Raw genomic sequence first — 19,546 nt, forward strand, 5'->3', positions numbered from 1 at the left:
TCGGTCTCGGTCTCGGGTGTTCATCGCTCACTCCCCGCGCGCGGTCGGGCGCAGTGCCACGAGTTCGGCCAGTTCGGTATCGGTCAGTTCGGTCAGCGCGCCCTCGCCGCCCGCGAGGACGGCATCGGCGAGGGCGCGTTTGCGCGCGAGGAGCTGTGCGATCCGGTCCTCGACGGTGCCTTCGGCGATGATCCGGTGGATTTGGACGGGTTGGGTCTGGCCGATGCGGTAGGCGCGGTCGGTGGCCTGTTTCTCGACGGCCGGGTTCCACCAGCGGTCGAAGTGGATGACATGGCCGGCCCGGGTGAGGTTCAGCCCGGTGCCCGCGGCCTTCAGGGACAGCAGGAAGACGGGGACCTCGCCCGCCTGGAACCGGTCGACGAGCTCCTCACGACGCGGGACCGGCGTCCCTCCGTGCAACAGTTGCGAGCTGATCCCGCGGGCCTGCAGGTGCCGTTCGAGCAGGCGGGCCATCGTCACGTACTGGGTGAAGACGAGGACCGAACCGCCCTCCGCCAGGATCGTGTCGAGGAGTTCGTCGACGAGCTCCAACTTCCCGGAGCGGGCGGCGGCGCCACCACCGGTCTCCTTGGCGCCGCGGTCCGCCGGATCGTGTTCGCGCAGGTAGTGGGCCGGGTGGTTGCAGATCTGCTTGAGGGAGGTCAGCAGCTTGACCACCAGACCGCGCCGCTCCATCCCGTCCGCCTGCGAGATCGCGGCGAGGGTCTCGCGTACGACCGCCTCGTAGAGCGAGGTCTGCTCGGGGCTGAGGGCGACGGTGTGGTCGGTCTCGGTCTTGGGCGGCAGTTCGGGCGCGATGCCGGGGTCGGACTTCTTGCGACGCAGCAGGAACGGCCGGACGAGCGCCCCGAGCCGGGCGGCGGCCTGCGGGTCGTGGCCGCTTTCCACGGGGTCGGCGTAGCGGGAGCGGAAGGTGCCGAGGCGGCCGAGGATCCCGGGGGTGGTCCAGTCGAGGACGGCCCACAGCTCGGAGAGGTCGTTCTCGACGGGGGTGCCGGTCAGGGCCACGCGGGCCGGGGCCGGGATGGTGCGCAGGGCCTTGGCGGTGGAGGAACGCGGGTTCTTGACGTGCTGGGCCTCGTCGGCCACCACCATGCCCCAGCGGACGGCCGCGAGTTCGGGCGCGTCCAGGCGCATGGTGCCGTAGGTGGTGAGGACGAAACCCCTGTGGAGGCCGCTGAGGCTGGTGAGGTCGGTGAGGCTGCGGCCCGGGCCGTGGAAGCGGCGTACGGGAGTGCCGGGGGCGAACTTCTCGATCTCCCGCTGCCAGTTGCCCAGCAGCGAGGCCGGGCACACGACCAGGGTGGGTCCGGCCGTGGCGGGGTCGGGGCCGGGGCCGGGGCCGGTGCCTGTGCCTGTGCCTGCGCCTGTGGTCGGGTCCTCGGGCCGGTTGCGGTGCAGGTGGAGGGCGATCAGGGTGACGGTCTTGCCGAGGCCCATGTCGTCGGCGAGGCAGGCGCCGAGGCCGAGCGAGGTCATCCGGGCCAGCCAGCGCAGGCCGCGGAGCTGGTAGTCGCGCAAGGTGGCGCGCAGCTCCGGCGGCGCGCCGACGGCGTCGGTCTCCTCCTGGGGGTCGGCGGCCAGCCGCGCACGCAGTCCTTCGAGCGGACCGGTGGCCGCTACGTCGACCCGCTTCCCGTCGATCTCCGCCGACCCGGTGAGTACGGCGGCCAGCGCCTCCGAGGCCGCGATCTTACGGTCCTGGCGGGCGCGGGCCCGGCGGGCCTCGGCGGGATCCACCAGGACCCACCGGTCGCGCAGCCGCACCAGGGGGCGCTTCGCTTCGGCGAGGTGGTCGAGTTCGGCCCGGGTGAGATCGCCCTGGTCGCCCAGGGCGTGGCGCCAGCTGAAGGAGAGCAGGGCACCGGGGGAGAGCAGACCGGAGGAGCGGGTACTCGCGGTGGTGTCGTCGGGCGAGCCCAGGACGGCCCGGGCGCTCAGGTCGCGCAGGAGACCGCGCGGCCAGTGCACCTGGACCCCGTCGGCGGCCAGGGCGGCGGCGGCTTCGCCGAGCAGCTCCGTGACCTCCTCGTCGGCGAGTTCGACCGTGTCCGGGACGGCCGCGCCCAGCAGCGGGGCGAGCGGGGGCCACAGCCGGGAGGCGCGGCGCAGGGCGCGCAGCGCGTCCATCCGGGCTCCGGGCGGGAAGGCGGCCGCGGCGGCTCCGGATCCGCCCCAGACATCGGCGGCATCGGCGACGAGAGCGGCGTCGGCCAGGCTGTGCAGCTGCAGGACGGCGCGGAAGGTGGGGGCGGCTTCGGGCGCCTGTGCCGCGCCCGGGTCGAGGGCTCGGTCGAGCTCGATCCGCAGGGAGATCCGCACCCCGGCGTCGTGGCCGGCGGCCACCTCGGCGGCCCATTCGCGCAGCTCGGGGTGGAGCCGTGGCGGGCGCTCGGCGTAGGCGGGCCCACCGGCGGCCGCGGGGGCTGCGGGGGAGCGGGGGAGGGTGTCGGCGACGGCGTCGAGGAAGGCCCGCAGCAGCGGCTCCGGTGCGGGCAGCCGGGGCGGCCCGTCGGGGTTCAGCGGCACGCAGTGGGCGGCGGGCGGCATGGCGGCGGCCAGTTCCCGGATCTCGTCGAGGTCGGCTGCCCCCAGCGGCCCGATCCGCCAGGCGTCGTGGCCGGTGGGGCTCAGTCGGGGCAGGAGCTGCCCGCGCGCGGCGAAGCGCAGGGCGAGCAGCGCGGCGGCGCCCCAGAACGCCGTGGCGCCGGCCCCGGCTGCCGCGGTGTCGGTCTCCGCCGCGGTGTCGACTTCCGCCGCGGTGGACCGGGCGCGGGTGAGCAGGGGCAGGGCTTCGTCCATGGACAGGACGAGCGCGACCACGGTGGTCCGACGCAGGTCGGGGGTGATGACCGTGAGCTCCTCCCGGCTGCCGACGCGGGCGCGGGCACCGCGGTCACCGCGGTCACCGGCAGCGGTGGCGCCCGTCGCCGTAGCAGGGGCGTCGGCGCCGGGGGTCTTGCCGTCGGTCCGCCAGAGGGCGATCCGGCCGCCGCGGGCGGGGTCGGCCGGAAGGAACACGGCGCAGTGGTGGATGAGGCCGGAGATCTCGGAGAGCACGCATTCCTCAAACTTGACTACTGGGTACGGGGTGGCCGAGGGTACCCCACCGCAGGCGCCCGCCGAGGGGGGCACGGCCGTGACCCGGGTCACTTCGAAGACCGTTCGGGTGTCGGGGAACGCGCGGTCGTGACGGCGCGTTGAGGGGGTAGTAGTGGTCGACGGCAGAAGGAGGTGTCCGCAGATGTCCACGAACGGAAAGATCGCGGTTGCCGGAGTCGTGGCAGCCATCGTGCTGTTCTGGACCGTGGGGTTCTGGGCGGGGTTGCTGGTCCTGATCGGCGTGCCACTCGCCGCCTACCTCCTGCTGGACTCCTCCCAGCGGCGTCGTCTGCGGGGCATGTCCAGGAAGCAGATCGGCCGCTGACGGCCCCCCCCGCCAGCGCCCCGCGGGGCGGCCGGGCTCCGACATCGGCGCGGAGCCCGACAGGCATGACCGCGGGGCGGGGCGCCGTTGCGTACCCGCGCGCCATCGGTCACGCCCGAGCGGTGCGGCCCACCCGGGCGGCGGCAGGGTCAGGCGGCGCCGCACTCGACTGCCGGGCCGGGCGGCGCCGCACACGACGATGACCAGGTCAGGCGGCGCCGCTCACGGCGACCGGGGCGAGGTCGAGGTCCGCTTCGAGCAGCATCTGGGACGCGTGGTCCACGAGGTGCCGGAGCACCGGCAAGTAGGTCTCGTCGCCGCCCAGTTCGTCCAGGATGCGGTGCCCCTCGGCGCGGAACACGTCGATCTCCGCCCGGTACCGGTCGAGGGCGGTGGGCGTCAGCAGCAGCCCCGCCAGTTCCGTTCTGGCTTGATGTGAGCGCTCGGCGGCGGCGCACAGGTCCAGGATGTGCTGCCGGGAATCAGGTGAGGCGTCCTCGACGACGGAGGCGAGGAGGTACGTGACGGTGCCGTTGAGCAGGTCTTCATTGCGACCGGACAGGATGTCTTCCTGGTCGTTGAATATTTGCCAAAGAATGCCGAAGATGTAGCCGAATTCACGCCACAGCTCCACCCTCTCGGCCGTCGTTCCCGAGAATATGGCGGCCATTGCCGTGATCATTCCGAAGGGGGCGCCGGACTTGCCGCGGTAGGTCTCGACCACCGATTTCCGCGACGCGCCGCAGATGTCCCCGCGCATGTCGTCGATCTGTCCGTCGACGCCGATGATCCAGCCGTTCAGGATCTCGGTTATCAGTGCACCACGCGCCGACTCCGGGAGATCTTGCGACAGGAGGATCTGAATGGGGAGCGAGTTTCCCGTGATGACCGAGGCGAGCAGTGCTTCGTTCTCGGTGAGCTCGCCGGAGATGGAGGCGCCGTTGGCGTCCGCCAGGTCGTCGAGATAGCAGGCCGAGGTCCACCACAGGAGATGGACGGCGGACAGGGGTATGGCCGGTTTCGGATTACCGGTCTCTATGGCGTGCGTGAGGAGCGGCAGCACCGAGAGGGGATGTCTCAGTTTGCGGTGCTCCAAGAGCTTGGCGACCGAGTTCCTGGTCGTGCCCCCCAGCGGGCCGAGGCGCTCCAGCGCGGTGTCGATCTCCGCGTCGATGTCCTGCGAAACTTCCCGGTGCAGGTCCAGGTAGGACATGGAATTCAAGAATGGCCTCCGTCGTGGAATGGGCCGCAGGTGCGAAGGTGCACACCTTTGAGCCGCGTGACTGGCCGATTCGATCATTCCGGCGGAAGGGGATCCAGAGCGATTTTCGGCCTCTTCGGCCGAATCTTTTCGATGACGAGGGGTCGGTGCGGCCCGCGCCCGGGGTCGGGCGTCGACGAACCGATCGGTATGGGTCGTACATCACGGCCGCATTCGCCGGCACTGCCGCCGTCGACATCAAGACCGCGACCTCGACGTCGCCGCCCCGCTCCCGCCCGGGCTCATGACGGGCGGACCGCGATCCGGTCCAGTGCCGCCAGCAGGTCCGGCAGGTCCGGCAGGTCGGCATCCCCCTCGTGAGGGACCGTGAGCACCTCGCTCGGTTCCTCGTCCAGCAGGACGAAGGCCGCCTCGCCGGTACGCGCCACCAGAGACCAGCCGGGCCCGTCCACCCGCAGCGTCCGGGCCCCCTCGCCGGCGAAGGAGGACCGCACCCGGCCGGGCGGCGGCGGGGTCTTCGTGTACGCCAGGGCCTCCTCCAGCGCCCGTGCGAGCCCGGGATGCGCGGCGGCCGCCGCCCCGCCGTCCGTGGCCTCGCGCTCCCGCCAGTCCGCCCACTCCCGCGCGATCTGGTCCGCGCCCATCCGTCGCTGCACCGGACCCCACGCGTCCGCCGAGGGCGGCGCGAGCGGGACCCGCCCCGTACCGTCCGCTCCCTGCTCGGGATCGTGCGGCTCCGGGATCCCCGACGCGGCCACCGACAACTCCAGCGGCCAGCCCGCCAGCGAGACCACGATCGTCCGCTCGTCGGGGGACAGGTCGTACTCCATCCCGCAGTCCCAGGAGGCGATGGCCGTCGCGACGAGCGAGACGTCGTCCACGACGACCGTCCAGCGCGCGCCCTCCTCGTCCTGGCCGAGCACCAGCCCGTAGCCCTCCCCGCCCGGCGCCACGCCCAGCAGGGAGCAGGCCTCGGGGAAGTCGTCGCCCAGGATGCTGGGGAACTGCGCCGGAGTCAGCAGCACGGCGGTCAGCACGTACAGCGAGCCGCCACCCTCGTCGTCGGACACCTGGCCTCCTGGTAGCTCTCTCGTCGGCGCACCTTAACCAGCGGGTAACCCGCCCGTCGAGAGCTTCCGGGACACGATTTCCAAGGCTGCTACCTGCACGTAGAGTTGGGGACCCGCCACAGAAAGGGACACCAGGTGCAGCGTTACGATCGGCTGAGGGAGATCCTCCGTCTCGATCCCGACAAGGATTTCCTCGCCATCTACCGGCTCACCGCCACCTACGAGTTCCCCTGGGACTTCACCCGCGCCCTGGAACTCGCACTGTTTCGGACCTATGCCGTCCCGAGCATCGGTGGCCTGCTGGCCGATACGGCCGAGTTCACCGACCGCACCCAGAAGCGCTACGACGACACCGCGCTGCTCCTGGACGCGGTCGTCGAGCACGGCTTCGAGAGCGACACCGCACGCACCGCCATCCGCCGCGTCAACCAGATGCACCGCAGCTATGACATCTCGAACGAGGACATGCGGTACGTCCTGTGCACCTTCGTGGTGATTCCGGCGCGCTGGCTGGACGCCTACGGCTGGCGTCCGCTGACCCACCACGAGCGTCGGGCCTGCGCGAACTACTACGCCACCCTCGGCCGCCATCTGGGCATCACGGACATCCCGGGCTCGTACGAGGAGTTCGAAGCCACCCTCGCGGCCTACGAGGAGGCCCACTTCGGGTGGGACGAAGGCGCCCGCAAGGTCGCCGACTCCACCCTCGACCTCATGGCTTCCTGGTACCCGGCGCCGGTCGCCCCCGCCGTGCGGCGCGCGAGTCTCGCCCTCCTCGACGAGTCGCTCCTGGACGCCTTCCGGTACGAGGCCCCGCGCGCCCCGGTCCGGCGCCTCGTCCAGGGCGCCCTGTGGCTGCGCGGTCGCGCGGTACGGCTGCTGCCCCCGCGCCGGGCCCCGCACTACGCCCGCCAGAACCCGGAGATCAAGGGCTATCCGGACGGCTACGACGTGGGTGAGCTCGGCACGTTCCCCGTGCCCGGCTCGGGCGGCTGCCCGGTGCCGCATCCCCGCCGGCCCGCCGGAGCCGAGGCCCAGCCTCCGGCCTGATCCCGAGCACCTCCGCGGACCCCGGGCGAGGGGGCGACGTACAGGCGTATGTCACGGGCGACGCACGGCCAGCACCAGAAAACGGTCGTCGTCGTCCGCGTACGACGCCATGTCCCAGCCCGAACCGCTCAGCAGCGGGCCGAGGTTGTGCTCGGCCCGCATGTCCTGCGGGGTCAGCTCACGGCCATGGCGCGCGGCGAGGGCCGCTCGCCCGATCGGGTGGAAGAGCGCGAGCCCGCCACCGGGGCGGACCACGCGGGCGAGCTCGCGGAGGTTCGCCCCCGGGTCCGGCAGGTGGGCGATGAGCCCGGCGGCGAACACCGCGTCGAGCACCTCGTCGCGCAGGGGCAGCCGGGCCACGTCGGCGAGCAGCAGGGCGCCCTCGGCGTCCCGTCCGGCCCGCCGCGCGGCGGCCAGCATCTGCGGGGTGAGGTCCACTCCGAGTACGGTCCCGCCGGGTCCGACGGCGGCCCGCAGCGCGGTCATGGCCCGCCCGGTGCCGCAGCCCGCGTCGAGCACGCGGTCCCCGGGCCGTAGTCCGAACTCGGTCACGGCGGTGGTGAACGCGGGCCCGTCCCCGGGGAACTTGCGGTCCCAGTCGGCGGCGCGGGCCCCGAAGAACTCCTGCACGTGTGTCCGGTCTTCGCTCATGCGCCCATGATCCCCCACGGCGGCCCTCCCGCGTCTCAGCGGACCGTGTGCAAGCTGGCACGTGGTGTGATCGGAGATGAACGTAGCTCTGTCATATTCCAGCAGTTACAGCTGCTTTCGAAATGCGCCCCCTGTTCGCGCCCTCACCCGGACTAGCGTCCCGTGGCCATGGGACACCTGGGACATCTGGACCACGCCGCCTATGGGTGGCTGACACCCGTGCTGTCATACGTGATGGCATCGATCGGCGCCGCCCTCGGGCTGCGCTGCACCGTCCGCGCGCTCGCCACGACCGGGGCCTCCCGCCGCAATTGGCTCCTCACCGCGGCCTCCGCCATCGGCACCGGCATCTGGACCATGCACTTCGTCGCGATGCTCGGCTTCGAGGTCACGGGCACCGAGATCCACTACAACGTGCCGCTCACGATCCTCAGCCTGCTCGTCGCCGTGCTGGTCGTCGGCGCCGGAGTCTTCGCCGTCGGCTACGGCAAGGAACGCGGCCGGTCCCTCGTACTGGGCGGCCTCACCACCGGACTCGGCGTCGCCAGCATGCACTACCTGGGCATGGCGGCCCTGCGACTGCACGGAGACGTCTCCTACGACCCGCTCACCGTCGGACTCTCGGTCGCCATCGCCGTGATCGCGGCGACCGCCGCCCTGTGGGCCGCGCTCAACATCAAGTCACCGGTGGCGGTCGCCGTCGCCTCGCTCGTCATGGGCGCCGCCGTCAGCAGCATGCACTACACGGGGATGATGGCCGTCGCCGTCAGCGTCAGCCCCTCGGACACGGTCCTGCCCGGCGCCACGGCCATGCAGTTCATCTTCCCGCTCGCCGTCGGGCTGGGCTCCTACCTGTTCATCACCGCCGCCTTCGTCGCGCTCTCCCCGACGGTCGACGAGCGCGCCGCCTCCGCTTCGGCCCGACACGTGGGGGAGCGCACCGTGACCGCCCACTGATCGCCCACGGACCGCCCGTCGACCTCGTACCGGCGGCCCATCGGCCGCGCACGGACCGCCCGTCGACCGCGCCGACCCCGCGGCACCGCACCGCCGCGCACCGGCCGTCACCCCTTCGCCCCGCGGCCACCGCGTCACCACACCTGCCCCACCCGCTCTGCCGCCCCACCGCCGCCCCACCCGCCACGCCGCCCCACCGCACCCGTAGGCACCGCCCGGAACGAGGAGCCCATGCGAACACCCCGCAGAAGACCGGAAGCAGCGGCGCCGAGGTTGCCCGCGCCCCCGGCACGCGGCCGCCGGGCCCACGCCGGGCCGCCGGCCGAGGAACCGGCGGAGCTCCGGGCCCACCAGCCCCACCCGCCCGCCGCCCGCGCGAGCGGACCCCGGCCCCGGTTGCGGCTGCGCCCCGCCACCGTCCGCGCGAAGATCGTCTCGCTGCTGATGGTCCCGGTCGTCTCGCTCCTCGCCCTCTGGGCCTTCGCCACCGTCAACACCGCCCAGGACATGGCCCGGCTCAGCCGCGTCCAGCAGGTCGACACCGAGATACGCACGCCCGTCGCCGCCGCCGTCACCGAGCTCCAGGCCGAACGCCGCGCCGCCGTCCGGCTCCTCGCCGACCCCGCCGCCGACCGGAGCGCCCTGGACCAGCAGGCACGCCGGACCGACGCCGCCGTGCAGCGGCTGCGGCTCGGTGACCAGCACACCGTCGCGGACTCCGGTGACTACCGCTCCGACATCGTGGTCCGGCTGGAGGCGTTCGTCGCCGCCGCCGAAGGCCTGGGCTCCTCGCGCAAGGACATCGCCGACCGCCGCGCCACCCCCGAGGCGGCCTACACGATCTACACCCGCGTGGTCGACTCCGCCTTCGCCGTCGGCGGCGCCCTGACCGGCGGGGAGAAGGCCGAACTCGGCCCCGACGCGCGGGTCCTGCTCGAATTCTCCCGCGCCGCGGAACTGCTGTCCCGGGAGGACGCGCTGCTCGCCGCCCCCGGCCCGCGCACCGCCGAAACGCTTCGGCAGCTGACCGGCGCCGTCGAGTCCCGCCGGGCGCTCACCGACTCCGCCGCCCGCGACCTCCCCGCCGATCAGCAGGCCGTCTGGGAGTCCGCCGCGAAGAGCGCCGCCTACGCCGACCTCACCGGCGCCGAGGACCGGGTGTTGGCCGCCGGCACCTCCAAGGACAGCCGTGGCCTGCCCACCGGATGGGAAGCCGCCCACAACGCCATCGCCTCCTCGATGCGCGAGGCCGAGGCGGGGGTGCACGTCGCGGCCGCCGACCGGGCCGACCCCTTCACCGAAGGGGCGCTCACCCCGGCCGGGGCGGCCGTGCTGCTGGGCCTGGCGGCCGTCGCCGCCTCCCTCGTCATCTCGGTCCGGATCGGCCGGGCCCTGGTCGTCGAACTCGTATCGCTGCGCAACACCGCCCTGGAGATCGCCCACCGCAAACTCCCGCAGGCGATGGAACGGCTGCGCGCAGGCCAGGAGATCGACGTCGCCGCCGAGACCCCGCCCGGGCCGCCGGCCGAGGACGAGATCACCCAGGTCGGCGAGGCGCTCGGCACCGTCCACCGGGCCGCGCTCAGCGCCGCCGTCGAACGGGCGGAACTCGCCAGCGGCATCTCCGGCGTCTTCGTCAACCTCGCGCGCCGCAGCCAGGTCCTCGTACACAAGCAGCTCACCCTGCTCGACTCGATGGAGCGGCGCGCCGACGACCCGAACGAACTCGGTGACCTCTTCCGCCTCGACCACCTGACCACCCGGATGCGCCGGCACGCGGAGAGCCTGATCATCCTGTCGGGTGCCACCCCTGGCCGGGCCTGGCGGATGCCGGTCCCGCTCACGAACGTCGTGCGGGCCGCCGTCTCCGAGATCGAGGACTACCCACGGATCGAGGTCCGGCAGCTCGCGGAAGCCGCCGTGGTCGGGGGCGCCGTCGCCGACCTCACCCACCTGCTCGCCGAACTCATCGAGAACGCCGCCCAGTTCTCCCCGCCGCACACCAAGGTCAGGGTCAGCGGCGAGCCCGTCGGCACCGGCTACGTCCTGGAGGTCGAGGACCGGGGACTCGGCATGGGCCCCGAAACCCTCGGCGATGCCAACCGCCGCATCGAACAGTCCGAGTCGCTCGACCTCTTCGACAGCGACCGGCTCGGGCTCTTCGTGGTCAGCCGGCTCTCGGCGCGCCACGGGGTGAAGGTGCACCTGCGCACGTCCCCCTACGGCGGCACCACCGCGGTGGTGCTCCTGCCCAACTCCATGCTCCAGAGCGCGATCACGGCCGGAGTCCCCGCCGGAGCCCCTGCCACCGCTTCCGCCCACGGCTCGGGTTCGGGCTCCGCCGCGGCCCCGGATCCCGACGCGGCGGCGCGACCGGAGCCGTCGGCTCCCGCTCCGGCCCGTGCCTCGTCCCCCTCCCCGTCCTCGTCCCCCTCCCCATCCTCGGCCTCGTCCCCGTCCTCCGCCCCGGGACCGAAGGCGGTCGCGCGGGCCGAACAGCCGCCCGCCATGGCCGTCGTACGGGAGGCGGCGCAGCCCGCGGCGCAGCCCCCGGCCCAGGCCCCGAACCCCGCAGGCGAGGAGCCCCGTCCCGCCCCGGTGGCATCGCTGCGGCCACGCGTCCCCGGTGGCGCGGGCGCCCGTATCCAGGCGGCCGCGGCGCCCCCGGCCTCGGTGACGGAACTGCCGCGCCGGGTGCGCCAGGCCAGCCTGGTTCCGCAGCTCCGGGAGGCCCCCGCTCCCAAGGACCCGGCCGCGTCCCGTCCGCCCGAGGAGCCGCCCGGCCGCAGCCCGGAGCAGGCCCGGGACCGGATGGCGGCCTACCGGGCCGGCTGGGTCCGCGGCGCCCAGGAGAACTCCCCCCACGCAGGCAGCGAAGGAGAAGTGTGATGATCGAACACCAAAGGATCGACCTCGACGGGGGCCGCAGGTCCGGCGAACTGGACTGGCTGCTCGACGACCTGGTGCTCCGGGTCCGAGAGGTCCGGCACGCCGTGGTCCTCTCCAACGACGGCCTGGCGGTCGGCGCCTCCAGCGCGCTCAGCAGGGAGGACGCCGAGCACCTGGCCGCGGTGGCCTCGGGCTTCCACAGCCTCGCCAAGGGCGCGGGCCGGCACTTCCACGCCGGGGGCGTGCGCCAGACGATGGTCGAGATGGACGAGGGCTTCCTCTTCGTCGCGGCCGCCGGCGACGGTTCCTGCCTGGCCGTGCTCAGCGCCGCCAGTGCCGACATCGGCCTGATCGCCTACGAGATGGCCCGACTGGTGAAGCGGGTCGGCGAGCACCTCTACACCCCGCCCCGGTTCGCGGCGCGCCCGCCGGCCGCCGGCTGAGGGCGGCGGTCCGGCACATGAACGGCCAGTGGTACGACGCCGACGCGGGCCCGCTCGTCCGTCCGTATGCCATGACCGGCGGGCGTACGAAGCCGGGACCCCACGGGGTCCGCTTCGACCTGATCGCGCTGGTCGTGGTCGATCCGGAGGGGACGGACGAGGCGGCCGAGTCCCTGCTGGGCCCCGAGCACCGGGCACTGCTCGGCCTCTGCCGGTCCGAGACCCAGTCGGTGGCCGAACTCGCCGCCGACGCCGACCTGCCGGTGGGGGTGGTGCGGGTGCTGCTCGGGGACCTGCTGGAGGGCGGGTACGTCAAGGTCAGTCGGCCGGTACCGCCCGCGCAACTGCCGGACGAGCGGATTCTGCGTGAAGTCATCGAGGGATTGCGAGCGCTTTGATGGGACAGCATGACGACCGATCTGCCGGACAGGCCCCGGACGTGGATCCCGGTCCGGGGGAGGACCCCGAACTGGCCGCACTCGCGCTGAAGATCCTGGTGGCGGGCGGCTTCGGGGTGGGCAAGACCACGCTGGTGGGCGCGGTCAGCGAGATCCGGCCGCTGCGGACGGAGGAAGCGCTGAGCGAGGCGGGCGAACTGGTCGACGACACGGGCGGTGTGGCCCAGAAGACGACCACGACCGTGGCCATGGACTTCGGGCGGATCACCATCCGGTCCGGGCTGTCCCTGTACCTGTTCGGTACGCCGGGGCAGGACCGGTTCTGGTTCCTGTGGGACGAGCTGTCGCAGGGCGCGCTGGGCGCGGTGGTACTCGCCGACACGCGGCGGCTGGAGGACTGCTTCCCGGCGGTGGACTACTTCGAGCACCGGCGCATCCCGTTCGTGGTGGCCGTCAACTGCTTCACGGACGCCCGGCGGTTCGGGGCGCACGACGTGTCGCGGGCGCTGGACCTGGAGCAGGGGACACCGGTGGTGCTGTGTGACGCGCGGGACCGGGACTCGGGGAAGGAAGTACTGATCCGGCTGGTCGAGTACGCCGGGCGGGTGCACACCGCCCGGCTGCTGGACTCGGTGGAGCCGCAGGCCGATTCCGTGTGAACCGGCCCGGTCGGCGGGGGTGGGTGTCAGTCGGCGATGTCGGCGAGGGCGATCACCTTGTCGATCGGCACCCTGACGAGGAGTTCGGTCGGGACGGCGTTGCGGCGGCCGAAGGCCTCTCCCTGCTCCTCGCCCATGTACCGGGCGCCGATCCGGGTGGCCCAGGTGAGCAGTTCGTCCGCGTCGTCGGCGTAGCCGCTGATCTCGGCGCGGCCCTCCAGGATCACGAAGGAGAAGGGCGGCCGGTCGTCGTCCACGCAGAGCGCGACCCGGCCGTCGCGGGTGAGGTTGCGTCCCTTGACGGTGGCCTTTCCGGTGTTGAAAACGAAGGAATCGCCGTCGAGCACGAACCAGATGGGAGCGATGTGCGGACTTCCGTCCTCGCGCACGGTGGAGAGCTTTCCGGTGCGGGTGGAGTGCGAGACGAATGCCCGCCATTCCTCTTGAGTCATCTTCTTCGCCATGGGGACATCCTCCTTGCCCGAAAGGCACTGGTGGGGAAGGCTTGCGGCACGAGTACGCGGGGTGGGGCGCGGCCAAGTGGCCGACGTCAACGGGGAGGGGCTGGGAATGGCACTGGACAAGCAACTGGACTGGCTGCTGGACGACCTGACGCGCAGGGTCCAGCAGGTGCGGCACGCGGTGGTGCTGTCCAACGACGGCCTGGTCACGGGGGCGAGCGCGGGGCTGGCGCGGGAGGACGCGGAACACCTGGCGGCCGTCGCGGCCGGCCTGCAGAGCCTTGCCAAGGGGTCCGGCCGCCACTTCCGGGCCGGCGAGGTGCGGCAGACGATGATCGAGTACGACGAGGGGGCGCTCTTCGTCATGGCGGCGGGTGCGGGCAGCAGCCTGTGCGTGCTCAGCGCCGCCGAGTCGGACATCGGCCAGGTCGCGTACGAGATGACCCTGCTGGTCAACCGGGTGGGCGAGCACCTGGGCGTCGCGGAGCGGCGCATCACCGGCGGCTGAGCCGAGTCGAGCTGATCCGAGTCGAGCTGAACTGAGCCGAGCTGAACTGAGCCGAGTGCGGCGCCGCTCGGGGAGTTGTCCACAGGCCTCGCGGGGTGTCATTGCGTTGAGTTACGGTCTTCACACAGAGTAATCACTGCTCGTGGGGGAGGACCGTAATGACGCAGATGGGGACCGCACTTCGGGACGATGTGGCCGACGGCGCCGGGGACGTGCTGCTGGCTGGCGCGCAGGCCGCCGATGAACTGGGGCTGAGCCGCGGCGAGTTCGCCAGGGCCGTCCAGCTGGGGATCGTACGGGCCGGGCCGCGCACGCTCGGCGCCGCGCGTTACGCACGGGCCGAGCTGGACCGGGTCAGGTCGGCGGCCGGTCCGCCGGGCGCGCTGCGCGAGCAGGTCGAGACGGTGGCCGGCGCGGAGGCCGCGGCCGAGGTGGTGGGGGTCGGCCCGAGCCGGTTCACGCGGCTCGCGCGCTGCGGGCACGTGATCCCGGTCGGCTACCGGATCAACCGGTACCGGGCCGTGGTGTGGCTCTATCTGACCGCGGAGCTACGGAGCTTCGCCGCGCGGGAGCCGGCGATACTGCGCGGGATCGCGCCCCCGGAGGACCGGGAGCTGATGGCGGCCAAGACGGATCTGCGCCCGCGCACCTGGCGCGGGCGGCACATCGGGCTGCTGCTGAGACGAACCGCCGACCCGTGGGAGCGCGCCGCCGTGCTGGCTTCCGTGCTCCCCGAGGGCGAGCTGCGGGAGGCCGTGCCCGACCCGGCGGAGCGGATCGTCCTGGCCGCCCTCGGCCCGCCCCTGCCGTACGGGCACCCACAGGTTCCGGCGGCAGCCGCGGTGGCGACGGGACTGCTGAAGGCCGGACCGCCGGACGAGATCCACCGGTACCGCACCAGCCTGGACTTCGCCCTGGCGGGGGCGCGGGGTCAGTCGAAGTCGACGGGGGAGAGGGGGCCGACGTAGACCCAGGCCCCGGCCTCGCGGGAGAAGCTGCTGTGCTCGTGCAGCGAGCCGGTGTGCCGGCCCTCGCGGTAGTGGGCGCGGAACTCCACCGAGCCCTGCGTCTCGAACATCCCGCCGCGCTCGGTGGCGAGGATCTCCAGCCGCTCCCAGCGCTGTTCGGGATCCAGGTCGAGGCGGCCCGGACGGGTGGTGGGGTGCCAGGAGCGCAACAGATAGGCGGTGTCGCCCACGGCGAAGGCGCTGAACCGGGAGCGCATCAGCCGCTCGGCGGTGGGCGCCGAGCGCGCACCGGAGTGGAAGGGGCCGCAGCACTCCTGGTAGGTGGCGGGCAACCCGCAGGGGCAGGGGACGGCAGGGGTGGGCATGGGTGTGCTCAGTTCTCCGGGGCGGGCGACGGCTTGGCGGGGTACGGACGGAAGAGGCCCTCCTGGACCACGGACACCAGCAGCCTGCCCTCCACGTCGTAGATGCGGCCCCGGGCCAGGCCACGGCCGCCGTGCGCGATGGGCGACTCCTGGTCGTACAGGAACCACTCGTCCGCACGGAAGGGCCGATGGAACCACATGGCGTGGTCCAGCGAGGCCATGTCGAAACCGCGCATGCCCCACAGGGGTTCCACCGGGATGCGCACGGCGTCGAGGAGGGTCATGTCGCTCGCGTAGGTGAGGGCGCAGGTGTGGATGAGGGGGTCGTCGCCCAGCGGGCCGACCGCGCGCATCCACACCGCGCTGCGGGGATCGGATCCCTTGAGCTCCTCGTGAGTCCAGCGGAGCCGGTTGACGTACCGGATGTCGAAGGGCTGGCGGCGGGCCATCCGCTCCAGCGCCTCCGGCAGCGCCCCGAGGTGCTCGCGGATCTCGTCCGCGAGCTTGGGGAGCGTGTCCGGATGAGGAACGTGGTGAGGAGGCAGTTGGTGCTCGATGCCACCCTCCTCCGGTTGATGGAAGGAGGCGGTGAGATTGAAGATCGTCTTGCCCTGCTGGACCGCGGTGACCCGGCGCGTGGTGAAGGACCGCCCGTCGCGCACCCGCTCCACCTGGTACACGATCGGCACCCCGGGGATGCCGGGGCGCAGGAAGTACGCGTGCAGCGAGTGGACCGGGCGGTCGCTCTCGACGGTGCGCCCCGCGGCCACCAACGCCTGGCCGGCCACCTGCCCGCCGAAGACGCGCTGGAGGGACTCCTGCGGGCTGGCGCCGCGGAAGATGTTGACCTCGATCTGCTCCAGATCGAGCAGATCGACCAGTCTCTCGGCGGGGTTCGTCATCAGAGGATCTCCACGGTCGGGTCCGGCGGGTCCGGTGGTGCGGGCGGGTTCGGCGGAGTGCGGCGGACGGTCAGAGCGCTCCGAGCTCGCCGACCGAGGTGACCCGGATGACGGCCCGGCCCTCCTCGTCGGAGGCGGCCAGGTCGACCTCGGCGCTGATGCCCCAGCCATGGTCCCCGTTCGGGTCCGCGAAGGTCTGGCGGACGCGCCACAGACCGTGCGCCGGGTCCTCCTCGATCTGCAGCAGCTTCGGGCCGCGTGCGTCGGGGCCGGTGCCCAGGTCGTCGTACTCGTCCCAGTACCCGTCCAGGGCCTCGCCCCAGGCATCCGCGTCCCAACCGGACTCGGAGTCCAGCTCGCCCAGCACGTTGACGTGGTCGAGGGCGGCCAGCTCCACCCGACGGAACATGGCGTTGCGGACCAGGACGCGGAAGGCGCGCGAGTTCGCGGTGACCGGCTTGACCTGGTCGGCCTTCTCCTGGGCCTGCTCCGCCGTCTCCACCTCCGGGTTCGCCAGCTGCTCCCACTCGTCCAGCAGGCTGGAGTCGACCTGGCGGACCAGCTCGCCGAGCCAGGCGATCAGGTCCTGGAGGTCCTCGGACTTCAGGTCGTCGGGGATGGTGTGGTCCAGCGCCTTGAACGCGCTCGCCAGGTAGCGCAGCACGATGCCCTCGGTGCGGGCCAGCTCGTAGAAGGAGGTGAACTCGGTGAAGGTCATCGCGCGTTCGTACATGTCGCGGATGATCGACTTCGGCGAGACCGGGTGGTCGCGCACCCACGGGTGGCTCTTCGCGTACACGTCGTAGGCGTGCGAGAGCAGCTCTTCGAGCGGCTTGGGATAGGTGACGTCCTGGAGGCGCTCCATCCGCTCCTCGTACTCGATCCCGTCGGCCTTCATCTGGCCGACCTGGATGCCGCGCTCCTTGTTCTGCTGGGCGGCGAGGATCTGCCGCGGGTCGTCCAGCGTGGACTCCACGACGGAGACCATGTCCAGCGCGTAGGAGGGGGACTCGGGGTCCAGCAGGTCGAAGGAGGCCAGGGCGAAGGTGGACAGCGGCTGGTTGAGCGCGAAGTCCTGCTGGAGGTCGACGGTGAGCCGGATGGTGCGGCCCTCCGCGTCCGGGGTGTCGAGCTTCTCGACCACACCGCCGTCCAGCAGCGAGCGGTAGATCGCGATGGCCCGGCGGATGTGCCGCAGCTGGGCCTTGCGGGGCTCGTGGTTGTCCTCCAGCAGGTGGCGCATCGCCTGGAAGGCGTCGCCCGGCCGGGCGATCACCGACAACAGCATGATGTTGGTGACCTTGAAGCGCGAGGTGAGCGCCTCCGGGTCGGCGCCGATGAGCTTCTCGAAGGTGGTGTCCGACCAGGCGACGAAGCCCTCGGGAGCCTTCTTGCGCACCACCTTGCGGCGCTTCTTCGGGTCGTCGCCCGCCTTCGCGAGCGCCTTCTCGTTCTCGATGACGTGCTCGGGGGCCTGGGCCACCACATAGCCCGCGGTGTCGAAGCCGGCCCGGCCGGCGCGCCCCGCGATCTGGTGGAACTCACGGGCGCGCAGGGTGCGGACCCGATTGCCGTCGTACTTGGTCAGGGCGGTGAACAGCACCGTGCGGATCGGGACGTTGACGCCGACCCCGAGGGTGTCCGTACCGCAGATGACCTTCAGCAGACCGGCCTGGGCGAGCTTCTCGACGAGGCGGCGGTACTTGGGCAGCATGCCCGCGTGGTGCACACCGATGCCGTGCCGGACGTAGCGGGAGAGGTTCTGGCCGAACTTGGTGGTGAAGCGGAAGTTGCCGATGAGATCGGCGATCTTGTCCTTCTCCTCGCGCGTGCACATGTTGATGCTCATGAGCGACTGCGCCCGCTCGACCGCCTGGGCCTGGGTGAAGTGCACGATGTAGACCGGGGCCTGCCGGGTCTCCAGCAGCTCGGTGATCGTGTCGGTGATCGGGGTGGTGACGTATTCGTACGAGAGCGGGACGGGCCGGGTCGCGGAGCGGACCACCGAGGTGGGCCGACCGGTGCGCCGGGTCAGGTCCTCCTCGAACCGCTTCATGTCGCCGAGGGTCGCCGACATCAGGATGAACTGCGCCTGCGGCAGCTCCAGCAGCGGGATCTGCCAGGCCCAGCCGCGGTCCGGCTCGGCATAGAAGTGGAACTCGTCCATCACGACCTGGCCGATATCGGCGTGCTTGCCGTCGCGCAGGGCGATGGAGGCCAGCACCTCGGCGGTGCAGCAGATCACCGGAGCGTCCGCGTTCACGGAGGCGTCGCCGGTCAGCATGCCGACGTTCTCGGTGCCGAAGAGCTTGCACAGGTCGAAGAACTTCTCCGACACCAGCGCCTTGATCGGGGCGGTGTAGAAGGTCACCTTGTCCTGGGCCAGGGCGGTGAAGTGCGCACCGGCCGCCACCAGGCTCTTGCCGGAGCCGGTCGGGGTGGACAGGACGACGTTCGCCCCGGAGACGACCTCGATCAGCGCCTCCTCCTGAGCCGGGTACAGGGTGATGCCCTGGTCCTCCGCCCACGAGGAGAAAGCCTCGAAGAGGGCGTCGGGGTCGGCGTTCGGCGGGAGCTGATCAATGAGGGTCACACCCCCCATCTTGCCTGGCTTCCCCCCGGATCAGGGAACCGGCGGACGGAACGAAGATCACCGACGGTACGCTGTGCCGTCGATGCGGCCCGAACGAAACAGTCGACCGGGCCCGACCACACACCAGCGGGGCGGGAAACGACCATGATGGGTCCGGCGCACTCACTGTCCGGTGCAGCGGCCTGGCTGGGGGTGGGCGCGGCCACCGCGGCCGCCGGCCACCCCATGCCCTGGCCGGTCCTCGTCGTCGGCGCGCTGATCTGCGCCGGGGCGGCCCTCGCCCCCGACCTCGACCACAAGTCGGCGACGATCTCGCGCGCCTTCGGACCGCTCTCCAAGGGCGTGTGCGAGGTGGTCGACAAGATCTCCTACGCCGTCTACAAGGGCACCCGCTCCAAGAAGGACGCCCGCCGCACCGGCGGCCACCGCACCCTGACGCACACCTGGCTCTGGGCCGTGCTGATCGGCGGCGGGGCCTCCCTGCTCGCCGTCACCGCAGACCGCTGGGGTGTGCTCGCCCTGCTCTTCGTGCACCTGGTGCTGGCGGTCGAGGGCCTTCTGTGGCGGGCCGCCCGGATGTCCAGCGACGTCCTGGTCTGGCTGCTCGGCGCGACCAGCGCCTGGATCCTGGCCGGAGTGCTCGACCAGCCCGGCAACGGTGCGAACTGGCTGTTCACCGGTACGGGCCAGGAATACCTCTGGCTCGGCCTGCCGATCGTGCTCGGGGCCCTGGTCCACGACATCGGCGACGCGCTCACCGTCTCCGGCTGCCCGGTCCTGTGGCCGCTGCCGATCGCCGGCAAGCGCTGGTACCCGATCGGCCCGCCGAAGGCGATGCGCTTCCGGGCCGGCAGCTGGGTGGAGCTGAAGGTCCTCATGCCGGTCTTCATCCTGCTGGGTGGCTTCGGCGGAGCCTCGGCCCTCGGCTTCATCTGACCCACGTACCGGCCACTGGCGGGGGC

At 72.3% G+C, this 19,546-nt stretch carries 18 protein-coding genes; 10 read left to right on the forward strand and 8 right to left on the reverse strand.

Going from position 1 to position 19,546, the window contains the following annotated elements:
* Positions 1-27: 27 nt before the first annotated feature.
* Complete coding sequence (locus tag AB8A24_RS10560) at positions 28-3,081, reverse strand: DEAD/DEAH box helicase (RefSeq protein WP_369475398.1); 3,054 nt, start codon at positions 3,079-3,081, stop codon at positions 28-30.
* A gap of 184 nt (positions 3,082-3,265) precedes the next feature.
* Between AB8A24_RS10560 and AB8A24_RS10565 the strand changes: the two genes are divergently transcribed.
* On the forward strand, positions 3,266-3,448 hold the full coding sequence (locus AB8A24_RS10565) for a hypothetical protein (protein ID WP_369475399.1): 183 nt from the start codon (positions 3,266-3,268) through the stop codon (positions 3,446-3,448).
* Between the two features lie 208 nt (positions 3,449-3,656).
* Here the strand turns inward: AB8A24_RS10565 and AB8A24_RS10570 are convergent, their stop codons facing one another.
* Positions 3,657-4,661, reverse strand: coding sequence for a polyprenyl synthetase family protein (locus tag AB8A24_RS10570; RefSeq protein WP_328964471.1), 1,005 nt, complete (start codon positions 4,659-4,661; stop codon positions 3,657-3,659).
* A gap of 290 nt (positions 4,662-4,951) precedes the next feature.
* Positions 4,952-5,740: a hypothetical protein gene (locus AB8A24_RS10575; RefSeq protein ID WP_328964472.1), complete on the reverse strand. Its 789-nt coding sequence runs from the start codon at positions 5,738-5,740 to the stop codon at positions 4,952-4,954.
* 135 nt (positions 5,741-5,875) lie between these two features.
* On the opposite strand from AB8A24_RS10575, the gene AB8A24_RS10580 reads away from it, so the two are divergent.
* Positions 5,876-6,790 (forward strand): oxygenase MpaB family protein, encoded by a 915-nt coding sequence (locus tag AB8A24_RS10580; protein WP_369475400.1) that lies wholly within the window; start codon positions 5,876-5,878, stop codon positions 6,788-6,790.
* 51 nt (positions 6,791-6,841) lie between these two features.
* Here AB8A24_RS10580 and AB8A24_RS10585 read toward each other — a convergent pair whose 3' ends face one another.
* On the reverse strand, positions 6,842-7,441 hold the full coding sequence (locus tag AB8A24_RS10585) for a methyltransferase domain-containing protein (protein ID WP_328964474.1): 600 nt from the start codon (positions 7,439-7,441) through the stop codon (positions 6,842-6,844).
* A gap of 177 nt (positions 7,442-7,618) precedes the next feature.
* Here AB8A24_RS10585 and AB8A24_RS10590 point away from each other — a divergent pair, with 177 nt between their 5' ends.
* The 5 genes from AB8A24_RS10590 (at position 7,619) to AB8A24_RS10610 (ending at position 12,787) form a co-directional block, all read left to right on the forward strand.
* Positions 7,619-8,398, forward strand: coding sequence for an MHYT domain-containing protein (locus AB8A24_RS10590; protein ID WP_328966071.1), 780 nt, complete (start codon positions 7,619-7,621; stop codon positions 8,396-8,398).
* Positions 8,399-8,629: 231 nt separating this feature from the next.
* The gene (locus tag AB8A24_RS10595; RefSeq protein WP_369475401.1) at positions 8,630-11,287 is read left to right on the forward strand and encodes a nitrate- and nitrite sensing domain-containing protein; all 2,658 of its coding nucleotides are present in this window, start codon (positions 8,630-8,632) and stop codon (positions 11,285-11,287) included.
* The gene (locus AB8A24_RS10600) at positions 11,287-11,730 is read left to right on the forward strand and encodes a roadblock/LC7 domain-containing protein (RefSeq protein ID WP_161289274.1); all 444 of its coding nucleotides are present in this window, start codon (positions 11,287-11,289) and stop codon (positions 11,728-11,730) included. Before AB8A24_RS10595 ends, AB8A24_RS10600 begins: the two co-directional genes overlap by 1 nt.
* 17 nt (positions 11,731-11,747) lie before the next feature.
* Positions 11,748-12,128, forward strand: a complete 381-nt coding sequence (locus AB8A24_RS10605) for a DUF742 domain-containing protein (protein WP_266388257.1) — start codon at positions 11,748-11,750, stop codon at positions 12,126-12,128.
* On the forward strand, positions 12,128-12,787 hold the full coding sequence (locus AB8A24_RS10610; protein WP_369475402.1) for an ATP/GTP-binding protein: 660 nt from the start codon (positions 12,128-12,130) through the stop codon (positions 12,785-12,787). Before AB8A24_RS10605 ends, AB8A24_RS10610 begins: the two co-directional genes overlap by 1 nt.
* 26 nt (positions 12,788-12,813) lie before the next feature.
* Here the strand turns inward: AB8A24_RS10610 and AB8A24_RS10615 are convergent, their stop codons facing one another.
* Positions 12,814-13,251, reverse strand: a complete 438-nt coding sequence (locus tag AB8A24_RS10615; RefSeq protein ID WP_328964476.1) for a PPOX class F420-dependent oxidoreductase — start codon at positions 13,249-13,251, stop codon at positions 12,814-12,816.
* 106 nt (positions 13,252-13,357) lie between these two features.
* Between AB8A24_RS10615 and AB8A24_RS10620 the strand changes: the two genes are divergently transcribed.
* Together AB8A24_RS10620 and AB8A24_RS10625 are read left to right on the forward strand one after the other, a co-directional pair.
* Complete coding sequence (locus tag AB8A24_RS10620; RefSeq protein ID WP_030009154.1) at positions 13,358-13,756, forward strand: roadblock/LC7 domain-containing protein; 399 nt, start codon at positions 13,358-13,360, stop codon at positions 13,754-13,756.
* Positions 13,757-13,914: 158 nt separating this feature from the next.
* Entirely contained in the window at positions 13,915-14,724 is an 810-nt protein-coding gene (locus AB8A24_RS10625; RefSeq protein WP_328964477.1) for a DUF6397 family protein, read from the forward strand.
* On the opposite strand, the gene AB8A24_RS10630 is transcribed toward AB8A24_RS10625, so the two are convergent.
* From AB8A24_RS10630 to AB8A24_RS10640, 3 genes are all read right to left on the reverse strand, one after another.
* Complete coding sequence (locus tag AB8A24_RS10630) at positions 14,688-15,089, reverse strand: YchJ family protein (protein WP_369475403.1); 402 nt, start codon at positions 15,087-15,089, stop codon at positions 14,688-14,690. The genes AB8A24_RS10625 and AB8A24_RS10630 overlap by 37 nt on opposite strands.
* A gap of 8 nt (positions 15,090-15,097) precedes the next feature.
* Positions 15,098-15,991, reverse strand: a complete 894-nt coding sequence (locus AB8A24_RS10635; protein ID WP_266485738.1) for an acyl-CoA thioesterase II — start codon at positions 15,989-15,991, stop codon at positions 15,098-15,100.
* A 70-nt stretch (positions 15,992-16,061) separates the two neighbouring features.
* Positions 16,062-18,584: a DUF3516 domain-containing protein gene (locus AB8A24_RS10640; protein ID WP_328964479.1), complete on the reverse strand. Its 2,523-nt coding sequence runs from the start codon at positions 18,582-18,584 to the stop codon at positions 16,062-16,064.
* Between the two features lie 144 nt (positions 18,585-18,728).
* Between AB8A24_RS10640 and AB8A24_RS10645 the strand changes: the two genes are divergently transcribed.
* Entirely contained in the window at positions 18,729-19,520 is a 792-nt protein-coding gene (locus AB8A24_RS10645; protein WP_030732753.1) for a metal-dependent hydrolase, read from the forward strand.
* The last annotated feature ends 26 nt before the right edge of the window (positions 19,521-19,546 follow it).

The sequence above is a fragment of the Streptomyces sp. BF23-19 genome, assembly GCF_041106355.1.
GTDB classification, from domain to species: domain Bacteria; phylum Actinomycetota; class Actinomycetes; order Streptomycetales; family Streptomycetaceae; genus Streptomyces; species Streptomyces virginiae_A.